20 protein-coding genes are annotated in these 18622 nt (G+C 61.7%); 9 read left to right on the top strand and 11 right to left on the bottom strand.

The genetic code is table 11. The features are described from left to right. Nucleotides 1-15 precede the first annotated feature (15 nt). The 5 genes from DWY95_RS02935 to DWY95_RS02915 all read left to right on the top strand — a co-directional run bounded on the left by DWY95_RS02935 (nt 16) and on the right by DWY95_RS02915 (nt 5466). Nucleotides 16-771 (top strand): glycosyltransferase, encoded by a 756-nt coding sequence (locus DWY95_RS02935; RefSeq protein ID WP_118552207.1) that lies wholly within the window; start codon nt 16-18, stop codon nt 769-771. 142 nt (nt 772-913) lie between these two features. Beyond that, nucleotides 914-2206 carry an SMP-30/gluconolactonase/LRE family protein gene (locus tag DWY95_RS02930; protein ID WP_118552205.1) on the top strand — a complete coding sequence of 431 codons (1293 nt, stop codon included), beginning with the start codon at nt 914-916 and terminating at the stop codon, nt 2204-2206. Nucleotides 2207-2318: 112 nt separating this feature from the next. Beyond that, nucleotides 2319-2879, top strand: coding sequence for a TIGR01440 family protein (locus tag DWY95_RS02925; protein ID WP_118552203.1), 561 nt, complete (start codon nt 2319-2321; stop codon nt 2877-2879). Between the two features lie 5 nt (nt 2880-2884). After that, on the top strand, nt 2885-3604 hold the full coding sequence (locus DWY95_RS02920; protein ID WP_118552201.1) for a YggS family pyridoxal phosphate-dependent enzyme: 720 nt from the start codon (nt 2885-2887) through the stop codon (nt 3602-3604). A gap of 62 nt (nt 3605-3666) precedes the next feature. Beyond that, a complete protein-coding gene (locus tag DWY95_RS02915) occupies nt 3667-5466 on the top strand; it encodes an ABC transporter ATP-binding protein (protein ID WP_118552199.1) in 1800 nt (599 codons plus the stop codon). 76 nt (nt 5467-5542) lie between these two features. On the opposite strand, the gene DWY95_RS02910 is transcribed toward DWY95_RS02915, so the two are convergent. From DWY95_RS02910 to DWY95_RS02870, 9 genes are all read right to left on the bottom strand, one after another. Continuing rightward, nucleotides 5543-6493: an ROK family glucokinase gene (locus DWY95_RS02910; RefSeq protein ID WP_118552197.1), complete on the bottom strand. Its 951-nt coding sequence runs from the start codon at nt 6491-6493 to the stop codon at nt 5543-5545. Nucleotides 6494-6703: 210 nt separating this feature from the next. Continuing rightward, nucleotides 6704-7507: a twin-arginine translocase subunit TatC gene (tatC, locus tag DWY95_RS02905; RefSeq protein WP_118552195.1), complete on the bottom strand. Its 804-nt coding sequence runs from the start codon at nt 7505-7507 to the stop codon at nt 6704-6706. Between the two features lie 3 nt (nt 7508-7510). Then, nucleotides 7511-7717 (bottom strand): twin-arginine translocase TatA/TatE family subunit, encoded by a 207-nt coding sequence (gene tatA, locus DWY95_RS02900; RefSeq protein WP_118552193.1) that lies wholly within the window; start codon nt 7715-7717, stop codon nt 7511-7513. A gap of 97 nt (nt 7718-7814) precedes the next feature. Next, the gene (locus DWY95_RS02895) at nt 7815-8366 is read right to left on the bottom strand and encodes a twin-arginine translocase TatA/TatE family subunit (RefSeq protein WP_118552191.1); all 552 of its coding nucleotides are present in this window, start codon (nt 8364-8366) and stop codon (nt 7815-7817) included. 270 nt (nt 8367-8636) lie between these two features. Continuing rightward, entirely contained in the window at nt 8637-9521 is an 885-nt protein-coding gene (locus tag DWY95_RS02890; protein ID WP_118552189.1) for a fumarylacetoacetate hydrolase family protein, read from the bottom strand. Between the two features lie 15 nt (nt 9522-9536). After that, the gene (locus DWY95_RS02885; protein ID WP_118552187.1) at nt 9537-10088 is read right to left on the bottom strand and encodes a DJ-1 family glyoxalase III; all 552 of its coding nucleotides are present in this window, start codon (nt 10086-10088) and stop codon (nt 9537-9539) included. Nucleotides 10089-10194: 106 nt separating this feature from the next. Beyond that, nucleotides 10195-10494: a YerC/YecD family TrpR-related protein gene (locus DWY95_RS02880; protein WP_118552185.1), complete on the bottom strand. Its 300-nt coding sequence runs from the start codon at nt 10492-10494 to the stop codon at nt 10195-10197. A 106-nt stretch (nt 10495-10600) separates the two neighbouring features. Next, the gene (locus DWY95_RS02875) at nt 10601-11092 is read right to left on the bottom strand and encodes a GNAT family N-acetyltransferase (RefSeq protein ID WP_118552183.1); all 492 of its coding nucleotides are present in this window, start codon (nt 11090-11092) and stop codon (nt 10601-10603) included. A gap of 151 nt (nt 11093-11243) precedes the next feature. Continuing rightward, on the bottom strand, nt 11244-11426 hold the full coding sequence (locus tag DWY95_RS02870) for a hypothetical protein (protein WP_118552181.1): 183 nt from the start codon (nt 11424-11426) through the stop codon (nt 11244-11246). 434 nt (nt 11427-11860) lie between these two features. Between DWY95_RS02870 and DWY95_RS02865 the strand changes: the two genes are divergently transcribed. From DWY95_RS02865 to DWY95_RS02855, 3 genes are all read left to right on the top strand, one after another. Beyond that, entirely contained in the window at nt 11861-12832 is a 972-nt protein-coding gene (locus DWY95_RS02865) for a hypothetical protein (protein ID WP_118552179.1), read from the top strand. An 82-nt stretch (nt 12833-12914) separates the two neighbouring features. Further along, the gene (locus DWY95_RS02860) at nt 12915-13502 is read left to right on the top strand and encodes an RICIN domain-containing protein (protein WP_118552177.1); all 588 of its coding nucleotides are present in this window, start codon (nt 12915-12917) and stop codon (nt 13500-13502) included. A gap of 168 nt (nt 13503-13670) precedes the next feature. Then, the gene (locus DWY95_RS02855; RefSeq protein ID WP_118552175.1) at nt 13671-14192 is read left to right on the top strand and encodes an 8-oxo-dGTP diphosphatase; all 522 of its coding nucleotides are present in this window, start codon (nt 13671-13673) and stop codon (nt 14190-14192) included. 88 nt (nt 14193-14280) lie between these two features. On the opposite strand, the gene DWY95_RS02850 is transcribed toward DWY95_RS02855, so the two are convergent. Further along, on the bottom strand, nt 14281-15339 hold the full coding sequence (locus tag DWY95_RS02850; RefSeq protein WP_118552173.1) for a PTS sugar transporter subunit IIC: 1059 nt from the start codon (nt 15337-15339) through the stop codon (nt 14281-14283). Nucleotides 15340-15697: 358 nt separating this feature from the next. On the opposite strand from DWY95_RS02850, the gene DWY95_RS02845 reads away from it, so the two are divergent. After that, entirely contained in the window at nt 15698-17257 is a 1560-nt protein-coding gene (locus DWY95_RS02845; RefSeq protein WP_118552171.1) for a GH25 family lysozyme, read from the top strand. A 62-nt stretch (nt 17258-17319) separates the two neighbouring features. Here the strand turns inward: DWY95_RS02845 and dnaJ are convergent, their stop codons facing one another. Next, entirely contained in the window at nt 17320-18492 is a 1173-nt protein-coding gene (gene dnaJ, locus DWY95_RS02840) for a molecular chaperone DnaJ (RefSeq protein ID WP_097792948.1), read from the bottom strand. Nucleotides 18493-18622 lie beyond the last annotated feature (130 nt).

Below are 18622 nucleotides of genomic sequence, written 5' to 3'. Positions count from 1 at the left end.
CCGGAGGTTTTGTTTATGAGCATCCCGAAAGTTCTCCACTACTGCTGGTTTGGCGGCGCGCCCAAACCCAAAAACATCCAGAACTGCATCCGCAGCTGGAAAAAATACTGCCCGGACTATGAGATCATCGAGTGGAACGAGCAGAACTTCGACGTTTCCCAGTCACTTTACACCCGGCAGGCCTACGATGCCCGCCGCTGGGCCTTTGTGGCCGACTATGCCCGCCTGAAGATCCTGTACGAACAGGGCGGCATCTACATGGACACCGACGTCGAGCTGCTCCGCCCGCTGGACGACCTGCTGGCGTATCCGGCCTTCTTCGGCTTCCAGCACAACAACGAGGTCGCCACCGGCCTTGGCTTCGGGGCCGAGGCCCGCAGCCCGGTGGTAAAAGCCCTGCTGGATGATTACGACAGCCTGCCCTTCCTGCTGCCGGACGGCAGCTGCGACCTGACCCCCTGCCCGAAACGAAATCTTCCCATCTTTGCCCGGTTCGGCATCCGGGCCGACGGCACCCGCCAGTCCACCCCAGAGATGGAAGTCTTTCCGGTGGAGTATTTCTGCCCGGTGGCCTATGCCGGTTCCACCTGCGACATCACCCCCAATACCTACTCCATCCACCATTACCATTCCAGCTGGAAGGAGAAGAGTCGGGCCATGCGGTTCGACGAAGAGGTGATGGAGCCGCTCCTCGGCGCAAAGTTCTATTACCGGTACTACCGTCCGCTCCGCCGCGCTCTGGGTGCGCGGCGGAAAAAATGGCGCACCTGAACCCTCCCGCAAGCGGCTCTGTTCCAGGCCGCTTGCTTTTTGTTTGCCCCGCCGGGGCGCGCTTGCACTTTCCGGCACAGTTGTGCTATACTGAAACGATACGAATACCCATCTGTTTTTGACCAGAGGAAGGGAGTCCTCCATGCGGATCGGACTTGTTGAATTGCTGCTCATCCTGCTCATCGCATCGCTGACCGTCGGCCCCAGTGCAGCGCTCTGGGTGGACCGCTGGATGCGCCGCGCCCAGAAGACCAGCGCCGCAGCGGCCCGCCGCCGGGCAGCGCAGGAGGCCCAGCGCGCCGCCGAGCGGGAAGAGGTGCTGCAGCGGTTCCAGAAGCTGAGCATCGTCTTTGTGCTCTGCGCTGCGGTGGCCCTCATCTGGGGGCTGGTGCTGCGGCCCATCGAGGCCGCGCCCACGCCCTACACCGCCCCGGACGTCCGACAGGAGACGGGGGCGCAGCCCGCCGCCGAAGGCGGCGTTCTGGAACTGGCCCCCTACTCGGAGATCTCCGCCCTGCGGGAGAACAACGGCTGGCTCTACGCCGCCGCCAAATCCGGCAAGAATGGCTGCCTGCTGCGGATGCAGCCGGACGGCACCGGTCGGACCGAAGTGCTGACGACGGCAGGCGAGATCACCGATTTCGCCTTTGCACCGGACGGCACCATTTGGATGACGACGTTGGAATCGGAGGGCGGGCGGCTCTACCGGGTGAACAGCGACCAGTGGGGCGTGACGGTGGAACTCACCGTGAGCCAGATCGACGGCCGCGCCCTCTCCTGCCCCACGGCAGTGGCTGCCGCATCGGACGGCGCGGTCTACTTCACCGACCTTGCCGCCGCCCGCGCCCGGCACGGTGTGGAGAGCGCCCTGCGCACCGAACTGACCGCCCACACCGGCACCGGAAGCGTCTACGTCTACGACCCCGCCGCCCGCACGGTGGAGACTGTCCTGACCGGCATCGCCGGAGCCTCCGGCCTTGCGCTGGATGAGGCAGCGGAGACGCTCTATGTCTCCGACCTGGGGAACCGCTGCGTCTGGGCGGTGGACACCGCCGCCCGTGACCGGACGGCCGGGGGCAAAGGCTGCTCGACCCATCTGTACGGCCTGCCCGGCTACCCCGGTGCCCTGGCGCTGGATGCGGACGGCACACTCTACATCAGCTACCGCTGGGCCCGGTCCGGCTGGCTGGAAGACCACGCCGGGCGCACTCTGCTGCGGGGCATGGCCCTGCGGCTGAGCCAGACGATGCAGGAGGGGCTGTTCTCCCTCTCGGCCAGCAACATCCGCGCCGAGGCGGTCGCACCCGCCAGCGGCAGCTGGCAGCGGACGATCCCCGGCGGCAGCTCCGGCAGCACCACGGCGCTCTGCCCGGTGGGCAGCCGGGTCTATCTGGCTATTTCCGGGGAAACAAAACTGCACTGGGTCAGGGTGTAAACCCTCTCCGTCCCGCTTTGCGGGCCGGGCCGGTCTTTTACAAAACGCGCAGGCCCACCATGCCAAGAGGCGGCGGGCCCTGCGCGCAAGGGTAGATATGAGGTGAATCCATATGACGGAAGCATTCAAACAGCAGATTGAAACCGAGGCACGGCAGGCCGTGACCGAACTTCTGGCGCAGGCCGGGCTGCGCAAAGGCGATGTCTTTGTGGTGGGCTGCTCGTCCAGCGAGATCGTCGGCGGCCACATCGGTAAGGACAGCAGCCTGGAGGCCGCACAGGCCGTCTATGCCGGCATCGCGCCGGTGCTGGCCGAAAACGGCATCTGGCTGGCCGCGCAGTGCTGCGAGCACCTGAACCGCGCCCTCATCATCGAGCGGGAAGCCGCCGAAAAATACGGCTGGGAGGAAGTCTGCGTCGTGCCCCGCCCCCACGCAGGCGGCAGCTGGGCCACCACCTGCTGGAAGCAGTTCCAGGACCCCATCGCAGTGGAGGAGATCCGCGCCCATGCGGGCATCGACATCGGCGGCACCCTCATCGGGATGCACCTGCGCCGGGTGGCCGTGCCGGTGCGGCTGAACCTTTCCCGGATCGGCGAAGCGAACATTCTTTGCGCCCGCACCCGCCCGAAGCTCATCGGCGGCGAGCGCGCCAGATATACGGAGGAGGACTGAGTTGTATGGCTGAAAAAACGCTGGAAGAGATGCGGGAGGCCGTTGCCGCCATCCGGGAGACCATGGCCGCTGCGGCCCGCGAGGCCGGGCGCGACCCCGCCGAGGTGCAGCTCTGCGCTGCCTGCAAGACCCGCACAGCGGAAACCGTGGCGGCCAGTGCCGCCCTGCCCATTGACGTGTTTGGCGAAAACCATGTGCAGGAGCTTTGCGCAAACTTTGACGCCGGGGCCTACTGCGGCAAGCCGAGCCACTTCATCGGCCATTTGCAGACCAATAAGATCAAAAAAGTGCTGGGCCGCGCCAGCCTCATCCAGAGCGTGGACAGTGAGCATCTGCTTGCCGCCATCGAGAAGGAAGCCGCCAGGGCTGGCCTTGTCCAGAACGTGCTGCTGGAAGTGAACATCGGCGGTGAGGCGTCAAAGTCCGGCGTTTCGCCGGAGCAGCTCTGGCCCCTGCTGGAAGCTGCCGCCGCACAGGAGCACATCCGAGTCTGCGGCCTGATGGCCATCCCGCCCGTCAACGATGACGACGCCCGGAACCGCGCTTATTTAGCAGCGGTGCACAAGCTGTTCGTGCAGGCCGGAGAGCGCGGCTATGCCAACGTGAAGATGGAGACCCTCTCCATGGGCATGAGCGGCGACTACGAGAACGCCATCCGCGAGGGTGCCACCCTTGTCCGCATCGGCACCGCCATTTACGGCGAGCGGGATTATCGTAAAAAGTAACATTACGACCCTCTCCGTCAGCGTTGGCGCGCTGCCTGAGAGGGTCAAAAATAGGAGAAACCATGCCAAAAACACAGATCCGATCCACCCAGGACCCCGCCGCACACCACACCAGCAGCCGCGCCCTCATCCGGCGCTTTCTGCCGTATCTGGCCAAGTACAAGGGCGTCCTCTTCTTTGACCTGCTCTGCGCAGCGCTGACCACCCTGTGCGACATCATCCTGCCCAAGATCATGAGCGCCATCACCAACTCGGCCATGGGGGTGGGCATCACCCTGACGGCCGGCATCGTGCTCAAGCTGGCGGGCATCTACTTCGTGCTCCGCATCATTGATGGAGCGGCGCAGTATTTCATGTCCAGCATCGGCCACATCATGGGCGTCCACATCGAGACCGACATGCGTCGCGATGCCTTCGACCACCTGCTGTTGCTCGACCACACCTATTACAACAACACCAAGGTCGGCACCATCATGGGCCGCATCACCAACGACCTGTTCGATGTGACCGAGTTCGCCCACCACTGCCCGGAGGAATTCTTCATCGCCTTCATCAAGATCCTGGCGTCCTTCATCATCCTCTGCCGGGCCAGCATCCCGCTGACGCTGGCGGTCTTCGCCTGTGTGCCCTTGATGGGAGTCGTCTCGGTCAAGCTGAACCAAAAGCTCCGCGCCCGGTTCCGCCAGCAGCGCGTCCAGATCGGCGAGCTGAACGCCACCATCGAGGACAGCCTGCTGGGGCAGGGCGTCGTCAAGGCCTTTGCCGCCGAGGATCAGGAGCGCGAAAAATTTGCGCAGGGCAACAAAGACTTTGAGCAGATCAAGACCCTTGGCTACTACGCCATGGCTGCCTTCAACACCTCCACTCGCCTGTTCGACGGCCTGATGTATCTGGTGGTCATCCTGGCGGGCGGTCTGTCGCTGGTCAACGGCAGGATCACCGCCGGTGACCTTGTGGCCTATATGCTCTACGTCACCACCCTCATCGCCACCATCCGCCGCATCGTCGAGTTCGCCGAGCAGTTCCAGCGCGGCATGACCGGCATCGAGCGCTTTGCCGAGATCATGGACACCCCGGTGCCCATCCACGACGCCCCCGACGCCAAGCCCCTTCAGCCCGGCCCCGGTGCCATCCGGTTCGAGGATGTCAGCTTCGAGTACCCGGACGACCACAACAAGGTCCTGCACCACGTCAGCCTTGACATCAAAGCCGGTGAGCGACTGGCGCTGGTCGGCCCCTCCGGCGGCGGCAAGACGACCCTGTGCAACCTTATCCCCCGCTTCTACGATGTGACCGGCGGCCGCATCCTCATCGACGGGCAGGACATCCAGCACATCACCCTCAAGAGCCTGCGCGAGGACATCGGCATCGTCCAGCAGGACGTGTATCTGTTCAGCGGCTCGGTGGCGGACAACATCGCCTACGGCAAGCCCGGCGCCACCCGCGAGGAGATCATCGAAGCGGCCCGTCTGGCCGGTGCCGAGCGGTTCATCCTCGCCCTGAAGAACGGCTTCGACACCTACGTCGGTGAGCGCGGCGTCAAGCTCTCCGGCGGCCAAAAACAGCGCATCGCCATCGCCCGCGTCTTCCTGAAGAACCCGCCCATCCTGATCCTGGACGAGGCCACCAGCGCCCTGGACAACGAGAGCGAGATCCTGGTGGGCCAGAGCCTTGAAAAGCTGGCCCACGGCCGCACCACCCTGACCATCGCCCACCGCCTGACCACCATCAAGAACTACGACCGCATCCTCGTCCTCGGTTCCGACGGCATCGAGGAATCCGGCACCCACGATGAGCTGCTCGCACAGCACGGCGTCTACTACCGCCTGTGGAACCAGCTGCCGGGAGAAGATACGCTGTAACCCGAAATCCCTGTACGAAAAAAGCGAAGCCGCTGAGCATTCAACGGCTTCGCTTTTTGTTGTGGAGAAGTTCGGCTTATTCGCCCACGATGAGACGGACGGCACCATAGATGCCGGCGTCATTGCCGAGGCTTGCGGCCTTGATGGGGGTCTCGCGGCAGGAACGGAAGGCGTATTCCTTGAAGTGCTTGACCAGCGGGTCGAACAGGACATCGCCTGCGCGGGCCACGCCGCCGCCGACGAGGAACATTTCGGGGTCGGTAGTGGAGGCGATGCTGGCCAGCGCCATGCCCAGCGTGTTGGACATATCCTCGACCTCGCGGGAGGCCAGCGCATCGCCATTGCGGGCGGCATCAAAGACGTCCTTGGCGGCAAAATCGGTGCCGCGCAGGACGCACTCCACCTCCGGGTTCTCGTCCAGCAGCTTCTTCATGCAGCGGACGACGCCGGTGGCGCTGGAGTACTGCTCCAGACAGCCGCGCTTGCCGCAGCCGCAGACGGCCGTCTCGTGCGGATCGACCGTGATGTGGCCGATCTCGCCGCCCGCGCCGTGGGCACCATCAATGACCTTGCCGTTGACGATGACGCCGCCGCCGACACCGGTGCCCAGCGTGACCATGACTGCGCTGCGGCAGCCCTTGGCAGTGCCCATCCAGATCTCGCCCAGGGCGGCGACGTTGGCGTCATTGCCGACAAGGACCTTCAGGCCGTCCAGCAGGCCGGACAGCTGGGCGGAAACGTTCCGCTCGCCCCAGCCGCCGAGGTTGGCGCAGACGATGGGCACGACGCTGGAGTTCAGCACCGGGCCGGGCACACCGATGCCCACGCCCTCGACCTGCTCTGCGGCGATCTCCTTCTCAGTCATCTTGCCGTGAATGGCATCGGCCAGATTTTCGAGGATGTGCTCACCAGCGTTGGAGGTGTCGGTGGGCACCTCCCACTTTTCCAGCAGTGCGCCGGACGTGGTGAACAGACCGACCTTTGCGGTGGTGCCACCCAGGTCAATGCCAAATGCGTATTCTTTCATGATTCATTTACCCCTTTTCCGCAGCGGTCGCCCGCTGATCGTTTTACCTTGTTGCCATTATAACATATTCTGCCGCAGATGGGGAGCCATTTTTTCGGATTTTTCCAGTCTCGTGCGGGGCGCGGCTGTGTTCTGTGGGCCGCAGGGCGCAAAAAACGCGCCCCGCCGCAAGGCAGAGCGCGTTTTCGCTGCAATGAAAGGCCAGAAGGCTTATTCCTCGTCGGGTTCGTCCTCTTCCTCGTCGTCCTCATCATCGTCCGTTCTGGGCTTGTAGAAGATGCCGCTCAGGAAGATGCTGACGAAGTACAGCAGGCACATGGGCACTGCCACGAAGCACTGGGACACGATGTCCGGCGGGGTGATGATGGCTGCGACCAGGAAGATGAGCACGATGGCAACGCCGCGGCCCTTCTTCATGATCTCCGGGTTTGCGATGCCCATCTTGGCCAGAATGATGGTGACCAGCGGCATCTCAAAGACGCAACCGAAGATGATGAACATCGTCAGGCAGAGGTTGATGTAGCTCTCGATGCTGATGGACGCCGTGATGTAATCGGTGCCTTCCAGAGTGACCAGGAAGTTCAGCATAAAGGGCAGGGTGACCTTATAGGCGAACAGGATGCCGATGCAGAACAGCATCAGGCCGAGCAGCAGCACCAGCTTGAAGAAGAAGCTCTCGCTCCGCTTCAGGCCCGGCTTTGCAAAGGCGTAGATCTGATACAGCGCCACCGGCACGGTGATGACCACCGCCGCGATCAGCGAGACGCGGAAGTACTGCATCAGCTTCTCCTGCGGGGCCAGGAAGACGAAGGTATAGTTCGCATTCCGGGCCATGGCCGTCAGCAGATCGATCAGTTTGTCCGAAACTGCCAGAAAACCGATCACACCCACCACAAACACGACTGCGCAGATGATCAGCCGGTTCCGCAGCTCTTTCAGGTGGCCGGTCAGCGTCATGCTGCCGTCCTCCGACATGACTTCGGCTTTCTTTTTGCGCTTAACGTTTGTAGCCACGAATTACTCCTCGTCCTTCTTCTCAGCCTTGTCCTCAGACTGGGTCTCGGTCTTCTTGACTTCGCCGTTGTCATCGACGTCGTCCATGCCTTCCTTGAAGTTCTTCATGGTCTTGCCGAACATCTTGCCCAGCTTCGGCAGGTTCTTGGGTCCAAAGATGACCAGAACGATGATCAGAACGATGATAAACTCCTGAGGTCCGATTCTCATAATAAAATCTCCTTTTTACTCTTGCCGCGCCGTGCGGGCGGGCTGATTTACAATGTATCGTACAACCGCGGGCGCGGGTGCATCCAAACAGGGACGGTCAGGCCTTGGCCTCTTCCGCCGGGGCAGCGGCTTCGGCTTCATGGGCGGGGGCAGCTTCCGCAGCCGGGGCGGGCGCTTCCGTTTCGGCGGGCTTTTCTGCGGCCTTCACGGGTTCCGCAGCCTCAGCCGGTGCTTCCTCCGCCTTCGCAGACTCTTCTGCGGGAGCAGCCTCGGCCTTGGCAGGCTCTTCGGGCAGCTCCTCCACGGCCTCTTCCAGCTCGGTGACCTCTTCGGCCTCCTCGGCCTTCTTGGCCTCTTCCTTGCTGGTCTTGCCGATGTTGGTGAAGCTCTTGGTCACATCCTTCATGCTGTCGTCGATGTCCTTCTTGAGGTCCGTCAGGGGGGCGACCGCCTCCTTGATGGGAGCCTGGATCTCGTTCAGCGGCTCGACGACGTTCTTCTGGATCTCCTCGGAGGCTGCGCCGGTGTACTTCTTCAGCTCACGCAGCATCTTGCCGAGCTTGCGTGCGTACTCCGGCAGCTTATCCGGGCCGATGACCACGAACGCAACGATCACGACAAGGATCAGCTCTGTAAAACCAATTTTCATAGCGTTCCAATTCCTTTCCTCAAACACAGGCCGTTCTTTTTGGGGTCTGCATTGCTGTACGGTTCTGGGGTTTGGCGCAGCGGTGCGCCTTTCGTTGCCCTATGTATACCGGATGTCAATGAACTGTATATGAACTTATTTTGAATAGTTTATGAACAAGGTAGGTTCTCCCCTCTTTTTCTAAACAAAATCAAAATTTCGGCGATTATATTACAGTTCGGAAATTAAAAACAGCCCCGGCGTCATGTCCGGGGCCGTCGTTCTCATCGTTCAACGGACTGGGTTCGTCAGGGTGCCGATGCCGTCGATCTCGCACCGCACGACATCGCCGGGGACGAGGAACTGCGGCGGGTCCATCCCCATGCCGACGCCCGCCGGGGTACCGGTGGCGATGAGGGTGCCCGCCTTCAGGGTCATTCCCTGCGAAAGCTCCGCGATGACGTGGTCGATGTCAAAGATCTGCAGGCCGGTGTTGGAGTCCTGCCGCTTCTCGCCATTGACGAAGCTGCGGATCCCCAGTCTGGGCGGGTAGGTCTCGAACTCGTCCGCCGTGACGATACAAGGCCCGATCGGCGTGAAGCCGTCCAGACTCTTGCCGAAATACCACTGCTTGTGGGCCGTCTGGACATCGCGGGCCGAGACGTCGTTCAGGATGGTGTAGCCGAAGACGACGTCCTTCGTCTGCCCGGCAGGCACATCTTTGGCATCCCTGCCCAGCACCACAGCCAGCTCGCATTCGTAGTCCAGCTTCTTCACAAGGTCGGTGTGGGCCTCGATGAAGCCGCCGTCCGGCACCGCCCGCGTGACCCGCTTGGAAAAGTAGATGGCGTCCTGATGCCGGGTCGCAAAGGCGTCGGCGGAATACTTTTCCGCCTCGTCCGAGTGGGCCATGTAGTTGATGCCCAGGCAGATGACGTCCTGCGCCGGGGCCGGGATGGGGCTTTCCAGCGTGACGGCCTCGATGGGCAGGGCCGGGATGCCCGCAATGGCCAGCGACAGCCCCGCCCGCACCTGCGGGGTCAGGAACGGGATGGCGTCGGACAGCGTCTCATAGCGCAGGCCCAGCCAGCTCAGCGGCCAGACCTGACGGCCATCTGCCGACAGGATGGCCGGGTCTTCGATGCCGTCCGGCAGACGGCAGGTGACAAAGCGCATGGGGGAAGCCTCCTCTCAGTGCCGATAGGCGATGGCGTTTTGGATGCGGTCGGCTTCCGCCGGGCCGGCCAGCTGGCGGACCAGCTCCAGCGCAAAGGGGATGGCGCCGCCGAGGCCGTAGCTGGTGGTGATGCTGCCATCCACCACGACCTCTTCGTCGTGGACGACGGCCCCGGCCAGCTTGTCCTGGAACCCGGCGTGGGCGGTGGCGTTCCGACCCTCCAGCAGGCCCAGCGAAGCCAGAATGCTGGGGGCCGCGCAGATGGCCGCCACCTTCCGGCCTGCCCTGGCAAAGGCGGTGCAGGTGTCGGTCACGGTCTTGTTGGCGGCAAGGTTCGGGGTGCCGGGGATGCCGCCGGGCAGGACGACCATGTCCACGTCGGAATAATCCACCTCTTCGGCCAGAGCGTCGGCGGTCAGGTGGATGTTATGGCTGCTGACCAGCTCCCTGCGGCCCATGGCAGACGCCACGATGACCTCGACTTTGGCGCGGCGGAGAAGGTCCACCACCAGCAATGCCTCGCACTCCTCGGTGCCATCGGCGAAAAAGACAACTGCTTTGCTCATTGTATCTGCTCCTTCCTGCGGCCCTGCTGTGCGCTGTGCGCAGCAGGGGATAAAAAAGCGCACCGCGGGCGGAGTGCTCCCCTGCCCCGCCGTGCGCGGTCCTGCATTATTCCTCGGTGGGTGCCTCGGCCTTTTCTTCCAGCAGGCGGCGCAGCACACTGTCCTCCCTGCTGATGACCCGGCTGACCCGGCTGATGATGGCGCTGGACGCGCCGATGTTGCCCATGATGCTGGTGTAGCTCTGCTTGCTGACCAGCTTTTCTGCGATGTTGTAGCGCTGCTCCATTGCACTCAGCTCGGCGTAGCTGCACACATCCTGCAAAAAGCGATAGCATTCTTCCGGCGTTTTCAGTTCCAGCAGCGCCGAATACAGGCCGGACTCTCCGGTGGGATGATCTTTTGCCATGGCTCGTTTCCTCCCTTGTCGTTTTGGTGGGGGTCTGGCCCGCGACGGGCACTTCATTGCACTACATTAGTGTAGTACAAATGCAGGAAAATTGCAATGGGAAATTTCAGAGCATCTTTTCCATTTCGGTCAGCTGCATGGAGATGCCGCCCACCGCGTTCTCCACAGGCTTGAGCAGCCGGTAGCCCCGCGCCTTGAAGAACTGCTGCACCGGCAGGCACTTGGTGTGTACCTCGCAGCAGACGCGGCCCCGGCCCTCGCCGCGGGCCAGCCGCTCGCAGGAGGCCACGATGTCGCGGCCGATGGCCTTGCCCCGGTACTCCGGCTTCAGATAGAGGTGGAGCAGGTGCAGGGCGGTGTTCTCCATCTTCCAGGCAAAGTAGCCGATGAGCTTGTCGCCCAGAAAGACGAGGAAATAGTTCACATCGCGGTCGATGTCCTCTTCGATGGCGTCGGCGCTCTGCAGCGTCTCCACCAGCGCGTCCAGCTGCTTCGCCGGGTAATAGCGCTTGTAGACCTCGTGCCAGAGCTCGCTGGCGAGGTCGGCGGTCATGTGGATATATTTGGCCTTTGCGACCAGCTTGTAATCGGGTTTCATAGTTCTCCTATTCGTTGTTCAGGGTGAGCCCGCCGGGCGGGGTTTTTCTTATTGTACCATACGCCGCGCCAAAGTGCAAAACAAAAAGGCGGCTGCGCCTTCCAAAAAAGCGCAGCCGCCTGATTGTCGTTTTGCATGGGAACAAGATGTTTTACAGCGCGGTCTTGATGTTGTGATGAGTGGAGCTGTAACGAACAACTGCTTCCATCAGGGCGAGAGGCCACAGAATGACCTTGCCCAGGATCTCGGCCGGCTTGACACATACCGTGTCCATGCTGTTGATGCCGAACAGGACCAGACATGCGATACCACAGCCCAGAATGTAATAGTACATAATCAAACCTCCTATATCTTTCTACGGGTCTTGGACCCGAAGTTCAGTACACAGCGGGGCGTTTTCCGCTCTCCGCATCCTTACTATACCGCAATTTCAATCTAAAGTCAATATCCGAAATCATGAAACAATTGAAAGCTTTTGTTGAAATTCGTTTTACTCATCGAAGTAAAGCGTAAAAGTTCGCTTTGCTTTATAAATGTGAAGTCAGTGTTCTGAATTGGCCGTGAGCCGGAAACAATTTGTTCATATTCGGGGTCAAAACGCCACGAAAACCGGCGTTTTGTTTTCTCTGTAAGTACAGAAAACAGTGCACAAAAGTCCTGTTTGAAGTTTGTGCAGAATGCCATGCAATAACAGCTGTCCCTCCCTCGTTTACAAGTTAAGGAAAGTCGTGTCGGAATTTTTGTTTTCGAAAGCCGGAGGGCCCCATCATGAAAGAAAAACTCTGCAAAAAAATCCTGGGTTTTCTGCTCGCCTCCCTGCTCCTGCTGACCGTTTCGCCGCCTGCCTTCGCGGATATGGGACCGAAACCGTCGGTCACGCTCAGGCTCTACATCTACAACGACCAGAATTACGCCGTGACTCTGCTGGGCAATACAGAATCCACCGGCCCATGGAGCGCCCCCAGCGCATACGGGGACTGGATGGGTTCCCGCGAGGTGTGGGAAGCCTTTCAGGCTTACGATGCGCCGGAGGGGTACTACTTCCTCGGCTACTTCGAGGAATACTTCGGCGACACCGAACAGACCTTCACCTGGGGGTACTACCCGCCCCAGAAATTCTATGTGCTCCTTTATAATATGGACACCGGGGTCTTTTCCATGAGCAAAGAGCCGGTCCAGCGGTATGCGTTCGACAGCGAATGGCAGGTGCTGTTCGACCCGGAGGACGGCTGGATGCACGTCTACACCAACCGGACCGACAGCGACCAGATTTCCCTGTTCACCTCCCGGTTACTCATCACGCTGATCCTGGAGCTAGCGCTGGGTGCCCTGGTGTTCGGCCTGCGCGAAAAAGCCCAGCAGAACCTCATCGGCGGGGTCAATCTGGCCACGCAGCTTGCACTGAACCTTGTTCTCCACTACGGACTGTTTTATCTCGGCCCCTGGGCGGGCTTTGCGCTCTACGCCGGAATGGAAGTGCTGGTCTTCGCGGTGGAAGCCTCCGCCTACTGCCACTGGCTGCCCTGGCCGGAGGGCAAAACGCCCCACCCGGTGCTCTACGCCCTGACGGCCAACCTGCTCTCGTTCGGCGTCGGCTGGCTTTTAAACGAGCACCTGACGAACGCCCAGATCCGGTGGCTCAGCCTTGCGGCCCTGTTCCTGTGGTACACGGTGCCCAAGTTGGCGGGAAAAGCGTGTCTTTTTAAGCAAAACGCACAAGAAAACGACAAAAGATTGTGATTTCCCATCCTTGTTGCCAGAGAAGAAATGCGTTATAATAGAACCATCAAATCGGCGGATACCGGAAAGGAGAACATGCTCTATGGCAAAAGCATCGCAGGTCGTTTTAATGGAAAATGAATTTTACCTGATCAAAGCCCCGAACGGGAAGGTATTGGAGGTAAAGAACTTCAATACCGAGAACGGCGCTGCGATCCGGTTGTGGGATTATGCAGGCCATCCGTGGCAGCAGTGGCAGTTCGTGGACGCCGGTGAGGGCCGCTGGCGCATCCAGAACCGGTTCACAGGCAAGTTCATCGACCTGGCGCTCGGCGGCGTGGTCGAGGGCACCTGGCTGCACCAGTGGAGCCGCAGCAGCGGGCTGAGCCAGTGCTGGGCGCTGGAACCCACCCGAAGCGGCCGCACCCGCATCCGGAACGTGCTGGCTGACAAGTACATCGACCTCGTGGGCATGAACACCGCGAACGGTGCCCAGGCCCAGATCTGGAACTACGTCTCCGGCGGCAATCAGGAGTGGAACCTTGTCCGCGTGGACCCCGATTCCACCCAGATCAGCGCGCGCGGCAACGAGGCGCACGACCCGGAACCCACCCCCTCGCAGCGCAAGCACCAGAACGATCTGGTCCGCAAGCTGAACAACGCCGGCAAGGGCCGCGCTGCACGGAAATAAAAAAGAACGAAAAGACCCTCTCAGTCTCGCATCCGCTCGCCAGCTCCCCCGTCGGGGGAGCTTTGATGCTGACAGAACTCAACATCAAAACCTCGCCCTTCGGGAGAGGCGGCATTGCGGAGCAATGACGGAGAGGGTCTCTTTTATTTATCAGAAGGAGAACGCTTCATGAACCCTGAATTTCCCATGCGGAACACGACGCTGTGCTATCTGGAGCAGGACGGCAAGTGGCTGATGCTCCACCGTGTCACCAAGAAAAACGACATGAACCACGACAAATGGATCGGCGTGGGCGGCAAGTTCGAGCCGTTCGAAAGCCCGGAAGACTGCCTGCTGCGCGAGGTGCGGGAAGAGACCGGCCTTCAGCTGACCTGCTTCCGCTGCCGGGGTATCGTGACCTTCATTCTGGGCCGTCTGACCGAGTACATGCACCTTTACACCGCAGACGGCTGGACCGGTGAACTGATCCGGGACCCCGCCCGCAACGAAGGAGTGCTGGAATGGGTGCCGATGGACACCGTCGAAACGCTGCCCATCTGGGAGGGCGACAAGATCTTCTTCCGCCTGCTCAAAGAGGACCGCCCGTTCTTCTCCCTCAAGCTGACCTATGAGGGCGACACGCTGACGCAGGCCGTGTTGGACGGGAAGGAACTCCCTTCGGCATCCTGCGGATGCCACCTTCCTCAGTGAGGGAGGCTTTGCAGCAATACCGCTACGTCAAGGCCCCCTCCCAGAGGGGGCTGGCACAGCAAAGCTGTGACGGAGGGCGTTCTGCCTTTTAGTTCAGTTTCAGATCTCCCTCTTTGATCCAGCCCAGCTTGCGCTCGATCTCGCAGAAGACGACGCTCAGCACGGCGGGCAGGACGAAGCAGATCAGCAGCATGGCTGCCCAGTCCATCGGGGTGATGGCAGCCTTGGTGCCTGCCGCGATGTCGTTGACCCAGCCGGTGTAGACGCCGATCTGACCCACCAGACCGCAGGTGCCCATGCCGGAGGAGACCGCCGCACCGTTCATCTCAAAGTGGAACAGGCAGGTGGCCAGCGGGCCGGTGATGGCCGAGGCCAGCGTAGGAGCGATCCAGATGCGGGGGTTCTTGATGATGTTGCCCATCTGGAGCATACTGGTGCCCAGACCCTGACTGACCAGACCGCCGACGCCGTTTTCCTTGTAGCTCATGACCGCAAAGCCCACCATCTGGGCGCAGCAGCCCGCCACGGCGGCACCGCCGGCCAGACCGGTCAGTCCCAGTGCCGCACAGATGGCGGCGGAGGAGATGGGCAGCGTCAGCGCCACGCCCACGATGACCGACACGAGGATGCCCATGACCAGCGGGGCCTGCTCGGTGGCCCACATGATGAGGGTGCCCACCTGGCTTGCCGCCGCGCCGATGGGCGCTGCGATGAGCATGGACAGGCCGACGCCTGCAAAGATCGTGACCAGCGGGGTGGCGAGGATGTCGATCTTCGTCTCCTTGCTCACAGCCTTGCCCAGCTCCGCCGCGACGATGGCGATGATGAGGACGGCCAGCGGGCCGCCGGCCCCGCCCAGTGCGTTGGCCGAGTAGCCCACCGTGATGAGGCTGAACAGCACCAGCGGCGGGCAGTGCAGCGCCCAGCCGATGGCACAGGCCATGGCCGGGCCGCTCATGGCCGTGGCATAGCCGCCCAGGTCCACCAGCACGTCCAGGCCGGTCTGCTGGCCCAGCGTCTTGATGATGGTGCCGATGAGCAGGCTGGCGAACAGGCCCTGTGCCATCGCGCCCAGCGCCTCGATGAGGTAGCGCTGCGGGGTGATGACGATATCTTTTCGTTTCAAAAACTCCTTGAAGCTTGCCATAGAATTTTCCTCTTTTCTTTTCCGGTCATTTCTGCAACCGGACTGCATGTCCATCATCATACCATACACCTGTCAAGACAGCAAGAGAAAAATGCCTTTTTCGTGAAAAGAACCAAATTTTGAAGCGCTGGATGCAATTTTTCCGCAGGCTGAACCGTATTGCCTGTGGAGCGATTTTTCTCTTTTCCGTTCGCTGTTTTTCCTTCACACCGCCGCAAAGAAGATTGACGGATACCGGGGTTGGGTGTATACTGGAAGAGTGAAATCAGGATTTCTGGATCGGTCCCGATTCTACCGGGCTTTGCGGGCCGCACGGCGGCTGCACGTCCGATCTTATTTGGAGGCAAAAGCAAACGGCATGAAACACAAATTTCCATCGGTTCCGGATCGTACATCCGATCAAAACACCCGCCGCAATGCGGGGCAGGCCATTGCCGCCTTTGTCATGGCGCTGGCTCTGACCGTGGGCGGCGCGAGCACCACCATCCTGCTGGCTACCCAGCCTGCGGGTCTGACCGTCGCGCCTGCGGCGGTGGAGTGGGAGGCCCCCGCCATCAGCCTTCAGCCGGAGAAGAGCGCCTCCACGGAGGCCGCTTCGGAAAGCACGGCGGAAGCGTCTGCTTCCAGCACGGCTGTGGAGGAGACCGCACCGGCACAGGTCCCTGCTTCCTCTGCCGCTGTGCCTGTGACCCCGACGGAGGCTGAGGTGCCTGCTTCCAGCACCGAACCTGCGGCGGAAGCCCCCGTTGAAGAAGCCCCCGCCGCTGTGCCGAACGAGACCCCTGCGGAGCCGTCCGCTGAGACTCCCGCCGCCGACCCGATGGCCGGTCCTGCCGAGGAGAACGACCACGAAAACACCCTCTTCCCCCACTTCGTGCAGGAGACTGCGGAACTGGCCGCCGAAGACCCGCTGAGCGCCCCGGTGGAAACGCTGGAGGCGGAGGCCGCCGAGACCCCCGCCGCCTCTGAGAACGGCGAGGCCGTCGCTTCTGCCGGGATCTCCGACACCAACGGCACCATCCTGCTGACGCCGGAAGAGATCCGCGCCGCGCTGGACGCCGGAACGCTGGACGAAAGCAGCGTCTCCGCCCAGTGCCTTGACAGCGAGAACGGCTTTCTGAAATGGCTGTGGAACCTGCTGTTCGGCAAAAAGGAGGAAGACAAGCCCTCCACACCTGCACCGCGCCCCACCTACTCCGGCTGGCGGACCGTGAACGGCAAGACCTATTATTATGAGCCAAACACCACCGACCCCGTCACCGGCATCCGCTCCATCGACAACAAGCTCTATTACTTTGATGCCAATGGCGTCCAGCAGAACGCCACCTTCGGCATCGACGTCTCCAAATATCAGTCCAGCATCGACTTTGAGCAGGCCAAGCAGGCCGGCGTCGAGTTCGTCATCATCCGCATCGGCTACCGCGGCTACGGTTCCGGCACGCTGGTGCAGGACCCCAAGTTCGAAGAGCATTTCACCAACGCCCGGAACGCCGGTCTGCGGGTGGGCGTCTACTGCTTCACTCAGGCCGTCAATGAGAACGAAGCCCGCGAGGAAGCGCAAGCCTGCGTGTATGTGCTGAACGGCCGCCAGCTGGACTACCCCATCTACTTTGACACCGAGGCCTCCGGTTCCGGCTCTGGCCGTGCCGATGGTCTGGGCGTGGAGGACCGCACCAAGTGCGCGGTCGCCTTCTGCGAAGAGGTCAAGGCCCTGGGCTATCAGCCCGGCGTCTACGCCTCCACCACCTGGTTCCGCAAACGCCTGGACATGAGCAGACTGACCCAGTACAACATCTGGAATGCCCACTACAACGTCGCCAGCAGTCCCATCGCCTGCAACATGTGGCAGGGCAGCTGCACCGCCCGCATCCCCGGCTACGGCGGCCAGATCGACGTGAACATCAGCTACATGGGCTGAGTGCAGAAGACACAAAAGACCCTCCCGGAAATTTTCCGGGAGGGTCTTTCTGTTTCTGGTGATCAGTTGAACAGGTCTTTCAGCTTTTTGAAGAATCCCTTGCGCTTTTCGTAGTTTTCTTCTTTCAGGGTGCCCTCGAATTTCTTCAGGGCGTCGCGCTGGGCCTTGTTCAGCTTCTTAGGGATCTCGACCTCGCACTTGACGTACATGTCGCCCCGGCCACGGCCGTTCAGATACTGGATGCCCTTCCCGCGCAGGCGGAAGGTGGTCCCGCTCTGGGTGCCTTCGGGGACGGTATACTCCACCTTGCCGTCGATGGACGGCACGGTGATCTCGTCGCCGAGGACGGCCTGGCTGTAGGTAATGGGCACCGTGACCCAGACGTCGTAGCCATCGCGCTGGAACACCTCGCTGGGCCGCACCGTGACCATCACGATGACGTCGCCTGCAGGGCCGCCGTTGGCACCGGCATCGCCCATGCCGCGCAGTGCAAAGCTCTGATCGTCGTCGATGCCCATGGGGATGGACACCTCCAGCGTCTTCCGGGTGGCCGTCTTGCCGGAACCGTGGCAGACCTTGCAGGGGTTCTTGACCAGCTTGCCCTTACCGCCGCAGCGGGAGCAGGGCTGCTGGGTCTGCATCACGCCAAAGGGTGTGCGCTGCTGGCGGATGACATAGCCGCGGCCGCCGCAGTCGGGGCAGGTCTCCGGGCTGGAGCCTGCCGCACAGCCGGAGCCATGGCACTCCGTGCACTCCTGCTGGCGGGTGATGGTGATGTTCTTCTTGCAGCCGTGGACGGCCTCGTCAAACGACAGGGTGATCCGGACACGGATGTCCTGGCCCTTGCGGGGGGCGTTGGGGTTGGCCTGGCGGGACGATGCACCGCCAAAGCCGCCGAATCCGCCGCCGAAGATATCGCCGAAGATGTCGCCCAGATCGACGCCATCGCCGCCGAACCCGCCAAAGCCGCCTGCACCGCCGCCGTTCTGGGCTGCGTAGCTGGGGTCAACGCCTGCAAAACCATACTGGTCGTACATCTGGCGTTTCTTCGGGTCCGAAAGCACCTCGTTGGCTTCGTTGACTTCCTTGAATTTTTCCTCGGCGTCCTTGTCGCCGGGGTTGTAGTCCGGGTGGTACTTCATTGCCAGCTTGCGGTAGGCCTTTTTGATCTCCGCATCCGTGGCCGATTTGGATACCCCCAGCACTTCGTAGTAATCACGCTTTTCCTGTGCCATATCCACTCACCTCTCGTATCGTAGCAACCTCCCCCTGACAGCAGCGCGCTCCCGTTTCCCACAGCGGGAAACATCCAGCAATCTGCGCAATGCTGGCCGACCTGCCAAGGGCTCCCCGGCTGGGGAGCTG

Origin of the sequence: Faecalibacterium sp. AF28-13AC (genome assembly GCF_003478405.1) — a bacterium.
Lineage (GTDB): Bacteria > Bacillota > Clostridia > Oscillospirales > Ruminococcaceae > Faecalibacterium > Faecalibacterium prausnitzii_E.
The sequence above is the reverse complement of the archived record's forward strand: the minus strand, read 5'-3'. Positions and strand labels throughout refer to the sequence as shown.

Bases quoted from the DNA above. Each gene is read 5' to 3' on its own strand.
- DWY95_RS02935 (WP_118552207.1), top strand. From the start codon at position 16: ATGAGCATCCCGAAAGTTCTCCACTACTGCTGGTTTGGCGGCGCGCCC.
- DWY95_RS02930 (WP_118552205.1), top strand. From the start codon at position 914: ATGCGGATCGGACTTGTTGAATTGCTGCTCATCCTGCTCATCGCATCG.
- DWY95_RS02925 (WP_118552203.1), top strand. From the start codon at position 2,319: ATGACGGAAGCATTCAAACAGCAGATTGAAACCGAGGCACGGCAGGCC.
- DWY95_RS02920 (WP_118552201.1), top strand. From the start codon at position 2,885: ATGGCTGAAAAAACGCTGGAAGAGATGCGGGAGGCCGTTGCCGCCATC.
- DWY95_RS02915 (WP_118552199.1), top strand. From the start codon at position 3,667: ATGCCAAAAACACAGATCCGATCCACCCAGGACCCCGCCGCACACCAC.
- DWY95_RS02910 (WP_118552197.1), bottom strand. From the start codon at position 6,493: ATGAAAGAATACGCATTTGGCATTGACCTGGGTGGCACCACCGCAAAG.
- tatA (WP_118552193.1), bottom strand. From the start codon at position 7,717: ATGAGAATCGGACCTCAGGAGTTTATCATCGTTCTGATCATCGTTCTG.
- DWY95_RS02895 (WP_118552191.1), bottom strand. From the start codon at position 8,366: ATGAAAATTGGTTTTACAGAGCTGATCCTTGTCGTGATCGTTGCGTTC.
- DWY95_RS02890 (WP_118552189.1), bottom strand. From the start codon at position 9,521: ATGCGCTTTGTCACCTGCCGTCTGCCGGACGGCATCGAAGACCCGGCC.
- DWY95_RS02885 (WP_118552187.1), bottom strand. From the start codon at position 10,088: ATGAGCAAAGCAGTTGTCTTTTTCGCCGATGGCACCGAGGAGTGCGAG.
- DWY95_RS02880 (WP_118552185.1), bottom strand. From the start codon at position 10,494: ATGGCAAAAGATCATCCCACCGGAGAGTCCGGCCTGTATTCGGCGCTG.
- DWY95_RS02875 (WP_118552183.1), bottom strand. From the start codon at position 11,092: ATGAAACCCGATTACAAGCTGGTCGCAAAGGCCAAATATATCCACATG.
- DWY95_RS02870 (WP_118552181.1), bottom strand. From the start codon at position 11,426: ATGTACTATTACATTCTGGGCTGTGGTATCGCATGTCTGGTCCTGTTC.
- DWY95_RS02865 (WP_118552179.1), top strand. From the start codon at position 11,861: ATGAAAGAAAAACTCTGCAAAAAAATCCTGGGTTTTCTGCTCGCCTCC.
- DWY95_RS02860 (WP_118552177.1), top strand. From the start codon at position 12,915: ATGGCAAAAGCATCGCAGGTCGTTTTAATGGAAAATGAATTTTACCTG.
- DWY95_RS02855 (WP_118552175.1), top strand. From the start codon at position 13,671: ATGAACCCTGAATTTCCCATGCGGAACACGACGCTGTGCTATCTGGAG.
- DWY95_RS02850 (WP_118552173.1), bottom strand. From the start codon at position 15,339: ATGGCAAGCTTCAAGGAGTTTTTGAAACGAAAAGATATCGTCATCACC.
- DWY95_RS02845 (WP_118552171.1), top strand. From the start codon at position 15,698: ATGAAACACAAATTTCCATCGGTTCCGGATCGTACATCCGATCAAAAC.
- dnaJ (WP_097792948.1), bottom strand. From the start codon at position 18,492: ATGGCACAGGAAAAGCGTGATTACTACGAAGTGCTGGGGGTATCCAAA.